Here is a 14,583-nt window from a genome sequence, read left to right as displayed (position 1 = left end):
GAGTAAAAGTGGAAGGAGAAGGATTGATATGAAGTGCTGAGTGCGTTGATAGAGCAGAAACCGTGGTTATTTTGTAGTAAAATTACACGAATTATTGCGTATAATGCCCCCTTTACGGTAGATTTTAGGTAATCTAACTACATTAGATGCCTAATTATAAACAGGAGTGACGATGAGCCAGTCCACTGCTTCCCAAGGTGCACCGCTGGGCGATCCGAATCACGCTATTGATTTAGCGCTGTTTGGAGCGCTGGGTGATCTTGCCATGCGCAAGCTATTTCCTGCCTTATACCATCTTGATCGCGAAGGCTTGATGCCTGAAAGCACGCGCATTATGGGACTGGCTCGCCATGAGCACGACGCTGCATCGTTCCGAAAAATGGTTAACGACGCGCTGCAGAAACGGCTAAAAAGCAGCGAGCAGGATAAGCAGAGCCTCGAGCGTTTTCTCGCCCGCCTAGATTATTTAAAACTCGATTTTTCCAGCGTTGAAGGTTACGACGCCATTCGCCAGTGGCGAAAGGGCTCACCGCGCCCAATGGTGGTCTATCTTTCCGTTGGGGCACCTATTTATGGCGATATCTGCCGTCACCTGCAGGCCAGTAAAAGCCTGGACGATGAGTCCCGCGTGGTGGTTGAGAAACCCATCGGTTACGACCTGCACTCCTCGGTTGAAATTAACGACGCTATCGGTGAAGTGTTCCCCGAGTCGCGGATTTACCGCATCGACCACTATTTGGGCAAAGAGACCGTACAGAACCTGATTGCCCTGCGTTTTGCCAACCCGCTGTTTGGCACCCAGTGGAACCAGAACAATATCTCCCATGTGGAAATTACCGTTGCCGAAAAGGTCGGTATCGAAGGGCGCTGGGGCTATTTCGATGAGGCGGGTCAGCTACGCGATATGGTGCAAAACCACCTGCTGCAGCTGCTGTGCTTAATCGCCATGGATCCGCCCTCTAACCTGGATGCCGACGCCATCCGTGATGAAAAGGTCAAGGTGCTTAAAGCACTTAAACCGTTTGTGGGCGAGGCGCTTGGTCGCGATGTAGTACGAGGTCAATATATCGCGGGCACTAGCGATGGCCAGTCGGTGCCGGGTTACCTGGAAGAAGAGGGCGCCAACACCCAGAGCCAGACCGAAACCTTTGTGGCCATGAAAACTGAAGTGGCTAACTGGCGCTGGGCAGGTGTGCCGTTCTACTTGCGCACCGGTAAACGGATGCCGGAGAAGCTCTCGCAGATCGTTATTCACTTCCGTCAGCAGCCCCACTATATCTTCGACCCGGATCAGCGCGGCATCGCCTCTAATAAGTTGATTATTCGCCTGCAGCCGGAGGAGGGTATTGCCCTGCAAGTATTGACCAAAGATAGTGGTTTGGATAAAGGCATGCGCCTGCGCCCGGGTCCGCTGCATTTGGACTTCAACAGCGCATTTCCCAAATCGCGGATACCCGATGCTTACGAACGCCTGCTGCTCGAAGTCATGAAAGGCCAGCAGTACCTGTTCGTGCGTCGCGATGAAATTGAACACGCCTGGCGTTGGTGCGACCAGCTCATCGATGGCTGGAAAAAACGCGACATGCCGCCGCGTCGTTATCCCGCAGGCTCTTGGGGGCCAGTCGCTTCCATCGCCATGATTACCCAGGATGGCCGCAGCTGGTACGAGGATTATTAATATGAGTCAAGCACGCCAACAGTTGGCCGAGCAGCTTGCCGAAGCCGTGTTTCAGGGTCTGCAAGACGATTTAAACCACCAGGAGCGTGTCCTGCTGGTGGTTTCTGGTGGCTCTACGCCAGTGCCTTTTTTTAAGGCGCTGGCGGCCAAATCGCTGCCCTGGGAGCGGGTAGATGTAACGCTGGCCGATGAGCGTTGGGTAGACGAGCAGAGCAGCGATAGCAACGCCAAGCTGGTGCGTGAGCATCTGCTCCAGGGCGAGGCATCGGCGGCCACTTTTATACCGTTAACTTGCAGCGCGGCTACACCTGAAGAGGGCGTCGATGAAGTTGCCAAGCAAGCAGAAACGCTAGCGTGGCCTGCCAGCGTGGTGATTCTAGGCATGGGCGGTGATGGTCATACGGCGTCACTGTTTCCCGACAGCCCTGAATTGACCCTGGCACTTGCCACGGAGGAGCTGTTAGTGGCGGTCAGAACGCCTAGTCAGCCGCAACCCCGGATTACTTTTTCGGCCGATCGCCTGCATCAGGCACGGCGGCATATTCTGCATATCACCGGCGATGATAAACGCGCCGTATTGGCCAAGGCACTAAGTGGCGACGATGTTCGTCAACTGCCTATTCGTGCCTTTTTAACCTGCCCACTGGCCATTTATTGGGCGCCTTGAGCGCTAACTGCCTTAGCCAATAATAAGTTGCTTGGAGACTCACTAATGACTATCGACAAACAGTTACCTTCTACACGCACTGCAGAGCTGGATAGCATCTGCTTGAAAGCCGAGGTGATTCCGGTCATCACTATCGAGCGTTTGGAAGATGCGGTACCGCTAGGCCGCGCCCTGGTAGAGGGTGGCTTAACCGTATTGGAAATTACCCTGCGCACTGACTGCGCGCTTGAAGCAGTGAAGCGTATGCGTGAAGCGTTGCCCGGTGCCAGCATTGGCGTGGGCACGGTGCTGACGCCCGCCCAGTACCGCCAGGCCGAGCAGGTTGGCGCTGACTTTGTAGTAACGCCAGGCGCCACGGAAGCCCTCTATCGTTACGGCGTTGAAAGCCCGGTGCCCATGCTGCCGGGGGTCTCGACAGTTTCTGAGCTAATGACCGGCTGGCAGTACGGTTACCGTCGGTTCAAGTTCTTCCCGGCGGAATCCAGCGGTGGAGCCAAAGCTATCAAAGCGTTTGGCGCGCCGATACCTGAAGCCCGCTTCTGTCCCACTGGCGGTATCACCGTCGACAACGCCGATGATTATCTATCGCTGCCCAATGTGATGTGCGTAGGTGGCTCCTGGCTAACACCCAAAGCAATGGTGGAAGCGGAAGATTGGGATGGCATCCGTGAGCTGGCCCGCCAGTCCGCGGAGCGCTTTCATCACTAAATAGGCATCCACTAGCAACCCGTCGCGGGCCGCATAAATGCATACCCTAGTTATGGTTTTAACCATTACTAGGGTTTTTTTATAGTGAAGTTTTGTCATTCGCGTATCGTAACCGCCTGCGTACGACCAAAGACGTATAACGGGCTATATTCAGCTCAATTAAAATGACGGCAAGATTTGTCTGACATTTCGCTATTCGCGCATACATAAAGGTGCGTGCCACTTACAATGATGATGAGGTGAGTCAAAATGCACGCGTTGACCTTGGCGTCCTTCCTGTTTTTTACAGGGCTTGTCGCCTTTATCACTTGGCGGATCACCCGCCGAGATGACCACTCAAGCACCAGCGGCTACTTTCTTGCCGGACGTACGCTAACCTTCCCGCTGATTGCCGGCTCTCTATTGATGACCAACCTCTCCACCGAGCAAATGGTGGGGCTCAATGGGGCGGCCTTTTCTGATGGTTTAAGCGTAATGGCCTGGGAAGTGGTCGCGGTTATCGCCCTAGTGGCGTTGGCGCTATTCTTCCTTCCGCGGTTTTTGAAAAGTGGTATTGCTACGCTGCCGCAGCTTCTCGAAATTCGTTTCGATAAAACGACTCAGCTAATCACCAATATCATCTTCTTGATTGCGTACGCGGTGATTCTGCTACCGATCATTCTCTATTCAGGTGCCATCGGCCTGCAGGGCATGCTCGACCTACAGGGGTTAACCGGCATTGAGTCGTCTACGACGCTGCTTTGGCTAACGGTGTGGATCGTCGGCATTATCGGTTCGGTGTATGCCCTGTTTGGTGGCCTGCGCACGGTTGCAGTTTCCGACACGCTCAACGGCGTCGGGCTGTTGATCGGCGGTTTCGTGATCGTCTATTTCGGCCTGCAGGCCGTGAGTGACGGCAGCGGCATCATGGAGGGTTGGAACATCCTCAAAGAGAGCGACCCGGATAAGCTGAATTCGATTGGTGGTGCTGATCAGCAGGTGCCGTTCTTTACCCTGTTTACCGGCGTTTTCCTGATTAACCTGTTCTACTGGAGCACCAACCAGCAGATTATTCAGCGTACCTTTGCAGCCAAAAACCTTGCCGAAGGTCAGAAGGGCGTGCTGCTGACCGGTCTCTTCAAGCTGCTGGGACCGCTCTACCTAGTACTGCCCGGCATCATTGCTTATCACCTTTATGCCGATCAGGGCGTGCGTGCCGATGAAGCCTACGGTCATTTGGTTTTTAACGTACTGCCGCCGTACCTCACCGGGTTTTTCGCTGCGGTGATGGTCGGTGCGATCCTGTCGTCGTTTAACTCAGCGCTTAACAGCACCACCACGATTTTCAGCCTGGGCATCTATAAAGGTGTGCTGAATAAAGAGGCCACGGAAGAGCAGGTGGTTAAATCGGGTAAAGTGTTTGGCTGGATCATGGCCATTCTCACCATGATCATTGCGCCACTGCTGGCAGGTCAGGAGAGCCTGTTTGGCTACCTGCAGAAGATGAACGCGATTTACTTTATTCCGATTCTTGCCGTGGTGCTGGTCGGGCTGCTAACCAAACGTGTTCCGCCAATGGCGGCCAAAATCGCCCTGATCGGCGGCTGCTTATTGATCGCCGCCGGTTACTTTGTGCCACCGTTTACATTGCTGCCGCAGATCATGCACGAGTTCCACTTCGTGGCGCTGGTCTTTGTATTACTGGTGGCGGTGATGCTGATTATCGGCAAGGTGCGCCCAAGGGAAACCGACTGGATTCAGGAGCACAGCGGCGATGTGGATCTAACACCCTGGAAAGGGGCGGTACCCGCCGGTATCGTTTTGGTCGTGTTAGTGATCGTTATGTATATTAGCTTTGCTGGCTGATTGCCCGCCTTGTAGGTAATAGGTGAAGCCGTAACAGAAAGGCCCCGCTAGTATCCGCTAGTGGGGCCTTTTGCTGGGAGGTTCGTGGGAGAGTTATGCCAGACGTAGCGGCGGTTCGGCTAGGCCTTTGATGCCGGTTTCGACCACATAGAGCGAGCCTGCGGTGGGCTCTTGGGCCAGCTGCTCAGCACTGAATCCCTCTTGCGCCGTGGTGATATACAGCGTTTTCAGATCAGGGCCTGCAAACGCCGGGCAGGAGGGTTGGCTGACCGGCAGCTCGACGCGGCCTATTATTTCACCGTTAGGATCCAGACGAACGACCTGCCCAGCCCCCCATAGCGCAAGCCATAGGCAGCCTTCGCTATCCATTACCGCGCCATCTGGATTACCTTGGCTGGAGAAAAAGTCTGCCCAAGGCTGCGGCTCGCCTTGCGGCCAGCCGTCGCTATCCAGCGCCCAGCGCATCACTACACCCGTCACGGTATCGGTAAACCACGCAAACTCACCATCTGCGGAGAAGCAGATGGCATTGGGAATCGTTAGGCCTGAACGCAGCCGCGAGAGCTCGCCGCGATGCAGGCGGTAAAGGCTTCCAGCGCCTCTTTCAGCGCTTTTACCCATGCTGGAGAGCCACAGGCTGCCGTGGCGATCAATGCGGGCGTCATTGCTGCGGGTGATAGGGTTATCGGCCTCGAAATCACTCAGCTTTTCGATACTGCCGCTGCTTGGGTCGAAGCGGCTTAAACGGTCTTCACCGACTAACAACAGGCCACCTTCAGCAAGGGGCGCTGCCAGAGACACCCGATGATCGAGCTGATAGTGGCCGCTTTCCCCGGTGGCGGGGGATAGCCAGTGCAGCTGTTTTTCAAGAATGTCGCACCAATAAAGGCGCTGATTTTTGGCGTCCCACTGCGGGCCTTCACCCAGGGTGCAGCGGCAATCGACCGCTAACTCGGCTTGCCACGTTGAAACACTCATATCGGTATTCATTATTGTTGGTTCTCCTTATTGTTCTCCTGCTAACCAGGCATCGACGAGGGCTTGAGCTTGTTTCCCCACCTGAGAGGCGCTTTGGCCAGGTTTGTATAATGCGCTGCCCAGACCTGCACCATCGACACCCGCTGCGCGCCATTCGGCGAAGTTATCGACTCCAGCGCCGCCGACGGCATACAAAAGCGTGCCTGCCGGTAGCACGGCGCGTACTGCTTTCATTCCTTCTAAGCCTACCTGCACCGCGGGGAAGAGTTTAAGCCCGGTGGCGCCTGCATCCAGCGCATCGAAGGCCTCAGAAGGCGTCACAATACCCGGCCAGCTGGCCATGCCGAGCTTATGGGTTTCTTCAATCACCGCTGGCCGACAGTTGGGAGAAACGATTAAGCGCCCACCAGCAGCGTGAACTTCACGCACCTGAGCCGGAGTGAGCACCGTACCCGCACCAATGACCGCACGCTCACCAAATGCGTCGACCAAGCGGCGAATGCTTTCCAGCGGGTTGGGTGAGTTAAGCGGTACCTCAATCTGGGTGATACCCGCGGCCAGCACCGCTTCCGCGACATCCACGGCCTCATCAGGCGTTACACCGCGTAAAATTCCAATCAGTGGCAGCGACATAGCCAATTTCTCCATGCTTAATTTATTTTAACGCGCGATGGGCGAGGCGCAGGCCCGCTAAGACGGCGGTGTCGCCATCCACATGTTGTGTCTGATAGCCGATCGCATTGAGTGCCAACGTGTAGCGCTGGCTCAGCGTTTGGTTGCCAATCAGCGTGATTGGCTTATCGCTGGGGCATTCACGGCAGGCGCCAGCAAGCTCAAGGCCAATGGCGAGCCCAGAGAGCCTGGCCGCAAGAACGGCCCCGCGCGTGTCGCCAGCAGGTAGCCGGCCATCGAGTAAATCTTGCGCGCGCAGGCCGAACAGGCGGCTACTAAAGGTTTCGGGGGCTTGATGAATCTCGCTGACGGCCGAAATAAAAGCTTCACGGCAAGCTGCATCGTTAAGATCATCCCTAGCCGCTGAAGGTGATAAAACGGAATGCTTCAGCACCGACTGGTTGGCGAGCAGTTGGTAAAGCTCGCCGGTCAGGTAGGTCGAAAACCCGCTCACCGCGCCCGCTTCCAGGGTTGCCCATTTGGCGTGGGTACCCGGCAAACAGGCGAGACCCGTAAAGTCAGGTGTGTCAGCGACGAGGCCTGCTAACTGGGTCTCTTCGCCACGCATTACATCAAAGTGAATTGCGGTACCGCGGGTTTGGCTTAAACCAGGCAGCAGGTAAACACCTAGCTGGTCACCCGTAAGCGTTGGCGTCACTGCGCCTTGGCTAAGCTGGTCAAGCCGCGTGGGTACCGGTAAATAGGCGGCTTCCAACCATCCCTGGCGAGCGCCTGCCATACCGCACACCATCGCCTTAGTCGTGCCGGTGGCGGGTAGCCAATCGCCCACCAGTCGCAGCAGCTCGGCCTCGTACTCGTCGGCCTTCAGCGCCAGCATGCCTTTGTCGCTACTGGCTTGGGCAATCACTTGGTCGTGCTGATCCAGCCCCCAGGCACGCAGATTGCTGGAGCCCCAGTCCACGGCAATCCAGGTCAGCTGATGTGCTATTTCAGGCGTTTCACTCATCACGGTTGATCCCATGGTTTACCACTCCGCAATCGAGCCATCTTCATGAGTCCAGACCGGGTTCCTCCAGCGGTGGCCCACCTTGGCGCGCTCCTCAACGAACTCTTCGTTGATCTCGACACCCAGGCCTGGGCCTTGGGGAATGGCGCAGAATCCGTCTTCAATGGCGAGGGCGGATTTATCGACCAGGTAATCGAGTACGTCGTTGCCCTGGTTGTAGTGAATGCCCATGCTCTGCTCTTGGATAAAGGCGTTGTGGCTGATCGCATCCAGCTGTAAAGAGGCGGCCAGGGTTAACGGGCCGAGCGGGCAGTGGGGCGCTAAGGCGACGTCATAAGCGGAGGCCAGGGCGGCGATTTTGAGACCTTCGCTAATGCCGCCACAGTGGGAAATATCCGGCTGGATAATGTCGATCATGCCGTCGGCCAGCAAATCCCGGAACTGGAAGCGGGTATGCAGCCGCTCGCCAGTTGCCAATGGGTAGCCCAAACCACCGGCAATATCTTTCAAGCAGGGCAGATGTTCAGGGGCGACCGGCTCTTCCACAAACATGGGGTGAAAGGGTTCTAGCTCGCGCAGCAGTGCTTTGGCCATAGGGCGGTGCACGCGGCCATGAAAGTCGATGCCGATGCCTACATCTGGCCCAACGGAGTTGCGGGCTTCTGCCACTCGGGCAACGGCTTCATCGACCTTGCGGTGTGAGTCGACGATTTGCAGCTCGGGGGTGCCGTTCATTTTAAAAGCCGTGAAGCCTTTTTCGACCAGCGCTTTGGCACCAGCGCCTACGTCGCTTGGGCGGTCGCCGCCCGTCCAGGCATACATGCGCATTTTGTCGCGCACGGCACCGCCTAACAGCTGGTGAACGGGCACACCCAGGTCGCGACCTTTAAGATCCCACAGTGCCTGATCAATACCGGCAATTGCACTCATCAGAATCGGCCCGCCGCGGTAAAAACCGGCGCGGTACATGATGTTCCAAAGATGCTCAATGCGGTGCGGATCCTGACCGATCAGGTAGTCGGAAAGCTCGTGTACGGCGGCTTCAACGGTAGCGGCACGGCCTTCAACCACCGGTTCGCCCCAGCCGTAGCAGCCTTCATCGGTTTCGATCTTGAGAAACAGCCAGCGCGGGGGGACTTGCCAGGTCTTGAGTTTGGTAATTTTCATGTTCGGTCATCCTTCTGAATAGAAAGTATTCATTGAGTAATTGTCAGTTGACGATGCCAAGGTCGATGGCCGTGCGGCGCAGCACTTCTCTCGCGGCGGTTTCTGCGGCGCTGGCATCGTGGCTGCGGATAGCGTCAAGTACCTGGCGGTGGCGCGCGAGACTGTCGTCCAGGGTGTCCGTGCGGTGTTGCGAGCGATGTATTAGCGCCATGATCGAAGGGCGCAATAAATGGCCCATTTGCCGCCAGACTAAATTGTGGCTGGCCCGGTAGGTGGCGTCGTGAAAGGCGACATCGTACTCGGCATGCTCAGCACGCGCTTCAACACTGCCTGCGCTGCTCTCCATGCCTGCATAGGCGCTCTCCAGACGTTCTATGTCTTCAGCCTGGGCTGCCTGAGCAGCGAGTCCTGCGACCACCGGTTCAGCAGAAAAACGAAAGGCGTAGATGGCTCTGACCAACTGTGGGTCAAGGTTGACCAGCCCGGTCATCCATTCGCTCATCAGTGGGTCGAGTAGATGCCAGTCGCCGATTTCGCGAACCAGCGTGCCACGGCCCGCGGTGCGCTCTAATAAACCCGCAGCGGTGAGGCTGGTGAGTGCGTTACGCACTTGGTTACGGCTAACGGCAAAGTGTTTACCGATATCCAGCTCACGGGGGAAAACATCACCTGGCTGCCAATGGCCTGCCAGCAGTGCTTGGGCGAGTAAACGGGCTAACTGTTCAGCGCCACCCTGGTGGGGCGGTAGAGCGTCCAGCGTCATCGGTCATCTCTTGTTCTTTATTGGATAAACCCTAGTCTAGTAAATGTCTGACATTTCCACAAGCGAGCCGCTTTAGACAAAAGTCCGAATTAGATTGGCGACGAGTCGCCCCCTAGGAAGCATAAAAAAAGCGCGCCTGTGTGGGACGCGCCATTTGTTAATGGGTTATAGCTTTACTTGCTTAGCCAATATCCGCTCGCGTTGGCAGCGCTGCGTAAGCGCCTGGCCGGGTGACCGCATGGGCGCCACAGCGGCAGGCGGTATTCACTGCGCTGAGTAGAAAATCCGTATCGCTCTGCCAGTGTTCATTGATGCCGTGGGCCGAGAGCTCCGCCAACAGCCCGCCAATAAAGGCGTCGCCCCCGGCGGTGGTGTCGACCGCTTCCACTTTGGGTGGCGCAATGCGCTGGTCGATGCCGACGCCTTTGATTACGACATCATTGGGGCCGTCGGTAATCAAAATAACTTTTACCCCTGCCGCAAGCCGCTCTGAAAGCCACGATTCTGCAGGATGATCAGCGCGCAAGTAGTCGAGCTCTTCCTGGGAGAGCTTGAGCAGCTCAGCGCCGTCTAGCAGTTGCGTGACTAAACTGGCATCCGCTTCGCCGCCGGGCCACAGGTTGTGGCGTAGGTTGGCATCTACACTGACCAGGCAGCCTGCGCGCTTGGCCATGGTGGCCATCGCGAGGGTAACGTCGGCGATCTCTGGGTCGGTCAGGCTGTTACTACACAAGTGCAGAATGGCAGGGTTCTCGAAGACGCCATGGGGTAAATGCTCAAGGCGATAAAGCAAGTCAGCAGCGGGCGGGCGATAGAAATCAAAAGTGCGTTCGCCCACGTCATCCCGGGAAACGAACGCCAGCGCCGTGCGGGCTTCTTGGGTAAATACCACGCCGCTGGTGTCGACACCGTGGCTTTTGAGTTCACGCACCAAAAAATGCCCGAACGTATCGTCGCCCGTCATGCCTAAAAATTGGCTAGGAACGCCCAAGCGGGCGCAGGCGACCGCCACGTTAGCGGGAGCACCACCGGCGTAGGGTGTAAAGGTTTCCTGGGCATCTGTAGCCGCCCCTAAACGGCTGGAGAGCATATCAACCAGCGCTTCCCCAAACGCGATAACTGGCGTCATTATTGGCTCCTTGGTGTAATTGTTTGCAAAGACGGGTTTATGCCACGCAGTGGCCGCGGGCGGCTTCCAGCAATTCATACCACACTTCTCGGGGTAGCGTGGCAGGGCCCTTTAGCATGTCGCTGATTCGGTCAGGTTTAATGCTGCCAATCACCGGTACTGGCGAGTTAGGAAGACTACGCAGCCATGCCAGCGCTAAAGCGCTGGGGGAGCTATCAAGCTTTGCCGCCCACTTAGCCAAACATTCGCCAACGGCGTCTTGCATCAGTTGCCCGCCTGCCAGAGGCGACCACGCCATGGGGGCGTGGCCATCGGCACATAGATCATCAAAGCTGCCGTCAAACAGCGGCGTTGTGTGGGTAATCGAGAGCTCGATTTGGTTGGCTGATAAGCGGTGATGCATGGCGCCCTGCAAGCGCCGCCACTGGCTGGGCAGGTGGTTGGAAATCCCCGCAGCGCCAATTTTGCCGGCTTCAATGGCGTCGTCCAGCGCGCGGCCGGTCGCTTCTGCGTTCATCAGCAGATCGGGACGATGAATCAGGAAATGGTCGAGGCGTTCGACATTCAAACGCACAAGTGAGGCATCAATGGCACTATTAAGATAAGCAGGGCTAGCGTTGTAGTGCTTTACCTTACCCGAACCGGGGGCGGGGTTGTCGTTAGCGATGCTCGCTTTAGTGACGACATTGACCCGCTGAGCCAGGGTAGGGCGCGCCCGTAGCGCGGCGCCAAAAAGCGTCTCCCCTTGGCCGCTGCCGTAAATGTCCGCATGGTCAAACCAGTTAAGGCCCTGCTCCAGGCGCGCTTCGATCCATTCTGCTAATCGCTCGGGTTCGTGCATGGCGGGTGTTTCGTGCAGACGCATCATGCCGAGTAAAAGCGGCACATCAAAGGTGGCGGCGGGCATAGCAGGTTCCGTATTGATGTTGTTAGAAGTTGTGATCAGAAAACCTCTTCGTTATGCAGTGCTTCGGCGGCACCTAACAGGCCCGTCCAGGGCGCAGTCACCACCCACACGGGAATGTCAGCGTTATAAGCGCCCATACGGCCTTTATTGACAAAGGCGGCGCGCAGCTCGCTTTTTGGCAGCCACTCAAGCAAGCGCGGGAGAATACCACCGCATAGATAAACCCCACCCCTTGCGCCCATGGTCAAGGTGGCGTCGCCGCACACATCGCCAAGAATTTTTAGAAAGCGCAGCAGGGCAGTAGTGGCGAGGCTATCGCCTTCATTGGCCGCTGTGGTCACCTCGGCTGGGCTAGTTAAGTGCGGCTCAATTCCTTCAAGGGTGCAGTAGGCTTGGTAAAGCTCCAATAAACCCTGACCGCATAAGATGCGTTCTACGCTCACCCGTTTGTGGCGCTGCAGAAATACATCCAGCAGTGCCTGCTCGGTACTATCCGTGGGGGCAAAGGTGACGTGACCGCCTTCGGTGGGCAGCGGAATCCAGGCGTGTTGCCCAGGAAATACCCCGGCAACGCCCAGCCCAGTGCCTGGGCCGATAATTAAGCGTGTGGAGTGTGCCTGGGTTTGCCCCGGCTGAACTTCGACCAAATCATTGGATGCCACATGGGGGACGCCCAGCGCCTGGGCGGTAAAGTCGTTGATGACCTTGAATAGCGATAGATTCAACTGTTGCTGAACATCGCTTTTCAAAAAATCCCAATGGTTATTGGTCATTTTGACCCGTTCAGCGTGAACGGGGCAGGCGAAGGCTAAACACGCCTCTTGGGGCGCGTTGTCACCCGTGGCGCCCACGCGCCCCAGATAATCCTGCACCGCTTCCACGACGCCGGGGTAGTCGGCGCAGGGTAGGTTCAAGATATCGTGTGGGGTTATTTCACCGGGAGAGACCAGCGCCAAGCGTGCGTTGGTTCCCCCGATATCGCCGATGAGTGCCGGTCGCATCAGGCATCCTCTTCTGAGATTTGCCCCTGCTGACGGGCGAGATCATCGGCTTCAAAGCCACCGAATACACCAGCGCCTTCTTCACCGCGCATGGCCAGGTGGCGGAAGCCTCCAAACAGCTCGCGACCCAAGCCCACGTGGTAGTGATCCAGGTTGCCAATAGCCAGTTCCCGTTTAGCCCAGGTGGCGGGGTCGACTTTGGCTTCGAGCGTACCGGCGTTGGCATCCAAACGTACAATATCGCCATCACGCAGTTTGGCCAGCGGGCCGCCGTCCAGGGCTTCGGGGCTCATGTGAATGGAGGCGGGTACTTTGCCTGATGCACCCGACATGCGGCCATCGGTGACCAGTGCCACTTTAAAGCCACGATCCTGCAGTACGCCCAGGAAGGGGGTTAGCTTATGCAGCTCGGGCATGCCGTTGGCTTTGGGTCCCTGGAAGCGAACCACCACAATCACGTCGCGATCCAAGTCGCCGGATTCGAAGGAGGCTTTCATTTCGTTTTGATCTTCGAAGATCTTCACCGGCGCTTCTACCACGCGATGCTCTTCCGTCACTGCGGAGACTTTGATCACACCGCGACCCAGATTGCCTTTCATGACCGTCAAGCCACCCGTCGGCGCGAACGGTGTCGCTACCGGGCTGAGCACGTCTTCATCAAGGCTTTTTTCGGGGCCTTCGTGCCAAACGATTTTGCCATCTTCAAGGAACGGCTCTTGGGTGTAGGCGGTTAGGTCGGTGCCGAATACGGTGGGAATATCGCCGTGAATCAAGCCCGCGCCCAGCAGTTCGCGGAACAGGTAACTCATGCCGCCCGCTGCTTGGAAGTGGTTGATATCTGCCTGGCCGTTGGGGTAAACCCGCATCAGACTGGGGGTGACCGCCGAAAGGTCGGTGAAGTCGTCCCAGTTGAGGGTAATGCCCGCAGCGGCGGCCATGGCGATCAGGTGCATCGTGTGGTTGGTTGAACCACCGGAAGCCAGCAAGCCCACCACGGCGTTAACAATCGCGCGCTCATCAATCTGCTTATAGAACGGGCGGTAGTCGCCACCGGGTTCGGTGTTGCGGATCGCCTGCTCGGTGGCATAGCGCGTCAACGCTTCGCGCATTTCGGTGCCTGGGTTTACAAAAGAAGTGCCGGGCAGGTGTAGGCCCATCATCTCCATCATTAGCTGGTTGGAGTTGGCGGTGCCGTAGAACGTACAGGTGCCGGGGCTGTGGTAAGAGTCAGACTCGGCTTCGAGCAGCTCAGCACGGCCGACCTTGCCCTCGGCATAGAGCTGGCGAATGCGCGCCTTCTCTTTATTGGGTAAGCCGCTGGGCATGGGGCCCGCGGGTACAAACATGGCGGGCAGATGGCCAAAACGCGCCGCGCCAATAAACAGACCCGGCACGATCTTGTCGCACACGCCCAGATACAGCGCGGCATCAAACATATTATGCGAGAGACCTACGGCGGTGGCCATGGCAATCACATCCCGGGAAAACAGCGATAGCTCCATGCCCGGCTGGCCCTGGGTGACACCGTCACACATGGCCGGAACGCCACCGGCAAACTGGGCGGTAGAACCCATGGCACTGGCGGCTGCTTTAATCGTTTCAGGAAACGTCTCAAACGGCTGGTGCGCCGAGAGCATATCGTTATAGGACGAGATAATGCCCAGGTTGGCGCTATTCATTAGCTTGAGTTCGTTTTTATCACGCGGGTTACAGGCCGCGAAACCGTGAGCCAGGTTGCCGCAGCTTAGCTCAGCACGGTGCACGCCACGTTTGTGCTGGTCAGCCATGCGCCGCTCGTAGAGGGCGCGACGCTCAGCAGAACGCTCACGAATGCGCTGGGTAACCTCAGCAACGGTGGGGTTTAACGTAGCAGGTGTTGAGCTCGGCATAGGGACCTCTGCATGATAGAGACGGTGAGTGAAGCTTGTAGTTATTTTACATTTTTTGGCGTCGAAATAAGAGACTTTACGGCAATAAAAACCACATTTGTAGTTTTATTACTCGAATGTGAGGTGGCAAGTACGCCACGCCAAATATCTAAATAAAGCCTTAACATCCTGGCAGGGTGGAAGACCCGCTAATGAAATAGCAAGTATAGCAC

At 56.9% G+C, this 14,583-nt stretch carries 13 protein-coding genes; 4 read left to right on the top strand and 9 right to left on the bottom strand.

What is annotated here, in order from left to right:
- The first annotated feature begins 172 nt into the window (after nucleotides 1-172).
- The 4 genes from zwf to LMS44_RS13655 all read left to right on the top strand — a co-directional run bounded on the left by zwf (nucleotide 173) and on the right by LMS44_RS13655 (nucleotide 4,898).
- A complete protein-coding gene (gene zwf / locus LMS44_RS13670) occupies nucleotides 173-1,678 on the top strand; it encodes a glucose-6-phosphate dehydrogenase (protein WP_022523034.1) in 1,506 nt (501 codons plus the stop codon).
- Nucleotide 1,679: 1 nt separating this feature from the next.
- On the top strand, nucleotides 1,680-2,345 hold the full coding sequence (pgl, locus tag LMS44_RS13665) for a 6-phosphogluconolactonase (protein ID WP_027957644.1): 666 nt from the start codon (nucleotides 1,680-1,682) through the stop codon (nucleotides 2,343-2,345).
- A gap of 45 nt (nucleotides 2,346-2,390) precedes the next feature.
- Nucleotides 2,391-3,053, top strand: a complete 663-nt coding sequence (locus tag LMS44_RS13660; protein ID WP_022523036.1) for a bifunctional 4-hydroxy-2-oxoglutarate aldolase/2-dehydro-3-deoxy-phosphogluconate aldolase — start codon at nucleotides 2,391-2,393, stop codon at nucleotides 3,051-3,053.
- A 249-nt stretch (nucleotides 3,054-3,302) separates the two neighbouring features.
- The gene (locus LMS44_RS13655) at nucleotides 3,303-4,898 is read left to right on the top strand and encodes a solute:sodium symporter family transporter (RefSeq protein ID WP_009287074.1); all 1,596 of its coding nucleotides are present in this window, start codon (nucleotides 3,303-3,305) and stop codon (nucleotides 4,896-4,898) included.
- 93 nt (nucleotides 4,899-4,991) lie between these two features.
- On the opposite strand, the gene LMS44_RS13650 is transcribed toward LMS44_RS13655, so the two are convergent.
- The 9 genes from LMS44_RS13650 to edd form a co-directional block, all read right to left on the bottom strand.
- Nucleotides 4,992-5,888, bottom strand: coding sequence for an SMP-30/gluconolactonase/LRE family protein (locus tag LMS44_RS13650; protein WP_022523037.1), 897 nt, complete (start codon nucleotides 5,886-5,888; stop codon nucleotides 4,992-4,994).
- Between the two features lie 15 nt (nucleotides 5,889-5,903).
- Complete coding sequence (locus LMS44_RS13645; protein ID WP_258955969.1) at nucleotides 5,904-6,524, bottom strand: 2-dehydro-3-deoxy-6-phosphogalactonate aldolase; 621 nt, start codon at nucleotides 6,522-6,524, stop codon at nucleotides 5,904-5,906.
- Between the two features lie 7 nt (nucleotides 6,525-6,531).
- Entirely contained in the window at nucleotides 6,532-7,530 is a 999-nt protein-coding gene (locus LMS44_RS13640; RefSeq protein ID WP_498945401.1) for a 2-dehydro-3-deoxygalactonokinase, read from the bottom strand.
- A gap of 3 nt (nucleotides 7,531-7,533) precedes the next feature.
- On the bottom strand, nucleotides 7,534-8,682 hold the full coding sequence (gene dgoD / locus LMS44_RS13635) for a galactonate dehydratase (RefSeq protein WP_414123600.1): 1,149 nt from the start codon (nucleotides 8,680-8,682) through the stop codon (nucleotides 7,534-7,536).
- A 43-nt stretch (nucleotides 8,683-8,725) separates the two neighbouring features.
- Complete coding sequence (locus LMS44_RS13630) at nucleotides 8,726-9,445, bottom strand: FadR/GntR family transcriptional regulator (protein WP_414123604.1); 720 nt, start codon at nucleotides 9,443-9,445, stop codon at nucleotides 8,726-8,728.
- Nucleotides 9,446-9,626: 181 nt separating this feature from the next.
- Nucleotides 9,627-10,574, bottom strand: coding sequence for a carbohydrate kinase family protein (locus LMS44_RS13625; RefSeq protein WP_041158615.1), 948 nt, complete (start codon nucleotides 10,572-10,574; stop codon nucleotides 9,627-9,629).
- 37 nt (nucleotides 10,575-10,611) lie between these two features.
- Nucleotides 10,612-11,481, bottom strand: a complete 870-nt coding sequence (locus LMS44_RS13620; protein ID WP_022523043.1) for an aldo/keto reductase — start codon at nucleotides 11,479-11,481, stop codon at nucleotides 10,612-10,614.
- 35 nt (nucleotides 11,482-11,516) lie between these two features.
- On the bottom strand, nucleotides 11,517-12,482 hold the full coding sequence (gene glk / locus LMS44_RS13615) for a glucokinase (RefSeq protein ID WP_022523044.1): 966 nt from the start codon (nucleotides 12,480-12,482) through the stop codon (nucleotides 11,517-11,519).
- Nucleotides 12,482-14,371, bottom strand: a complete 1,890-nt coding sequence (gene edd, locus LMS44_RS13610) for a phosphogluconate dehydratase (protein WP_022523045.1) — start codon at nucleotides 14,369-14,371, stop codon at nucleotides 12,482-12,484. Before edd ends, glk begins: the two co-directional genes overlap by 1 nt.
- Nucleotides 14,372-14,583: the final 212 nt, after the last annotated feature.

It is taken from the genome of Halomonas profundus, from assembly GCF_020865425.1.
Taxonomy (GTDB): Bacteria; Pseudomonadota; Gammaproteobacteria; order Pseudomonadales; family Halomonadaceae; genus Vreelandella; species Vreelandella titanicae.
This window is presented reverse-complemented; position numbering and strand designations above follow the sequence as displayed.

Coding starts and splice junctions, on each gene's coding strand:
- zwf (WP_022523034.1), top strand. CDS start 173: ATGAGCCAGTCCACTGCTTCCCAAGGTGCACCGCTGGGCGATCCGAAT.
- pgl (WP_027957644.1), top strand. CDS start 1,680: ATGAGTCAAGCACGCCAACAGTTGGCCGAGCAGCTTGCCGAAGCCGTG.
- LMS44_RS13660 (WP_022523036.1), top strand. CDS start 2,391: ATGACTATCGACAAACAGTTACCTTCTACACGCACTGCAGAGCTGGAT.
- LMS44_RS13655 (WP_009287074.1), top strand. CDS start 3,303: ATGCACGCGTTGACCTTGGCGTCCTTCCTGTTTTTTACAGGGCTTGTC.
- LMS44_RS13650 (WP_022523037.1), bottom strand. CDS start 5,888: ATGAATACCGATATGAGTGTTTCAACGTGGCAAGCCGAGTTAGCGGTC.
- LMS44_RS13645 (WP_258955969.1), bottom strand. CDS start 6,524: ATGGAGAAATTGGCTATGTCGCTGCCACTGATTGGAATTTTACGCGGT.
- LMS44_RS13640 (WP_498945401.1), bottom strand. CDS start 7,530: ATGGGATCAACCGTGATGAGTGAAACGCCTGAAATAGCACATCAGCTG.
- dgoD (WP_414123600.1), bottom strand. CDS start 8,682: ATGAAAATTACCAAACTCAAGACCTGGCAAGTCCCCCCGCGCTGGCTG.
- LMS44_RS13630 (WP_414123604.1), bottom strand. CDS start 9,445: ATGACGCTGGACGCTCTACCGCCCCACCAGGGTGGCGCTGAACAGTTA.
- LMS44_RS13625 (WP_041158615.1), bottom strand. CDS start 10,574: ATGACGCCAGTTATCGCGTTTGGGGAAGCGCTGGTTGATATGCTCTCC.
- LMS44_RS13620 (WP_022523043.1), bottom strand. CDS start 11,481: ATGCCCGCCGCCACCTTTGATGTGCCGCTTTTACTCGGCATGATGCGT.
- glk (WP_022523044.1), bottom strand. CDS start 12,482: ATGCGACCGGCACTCATCGGCGATATCGGGGGAACCAACGCACGCTTG.
- edd (WP_022523045.1), bottom strand. CDS start 14,371: ATGCCGAGCTCAACACCTGCTACGTTAAACCCCACCGTTGCTGAGGTT.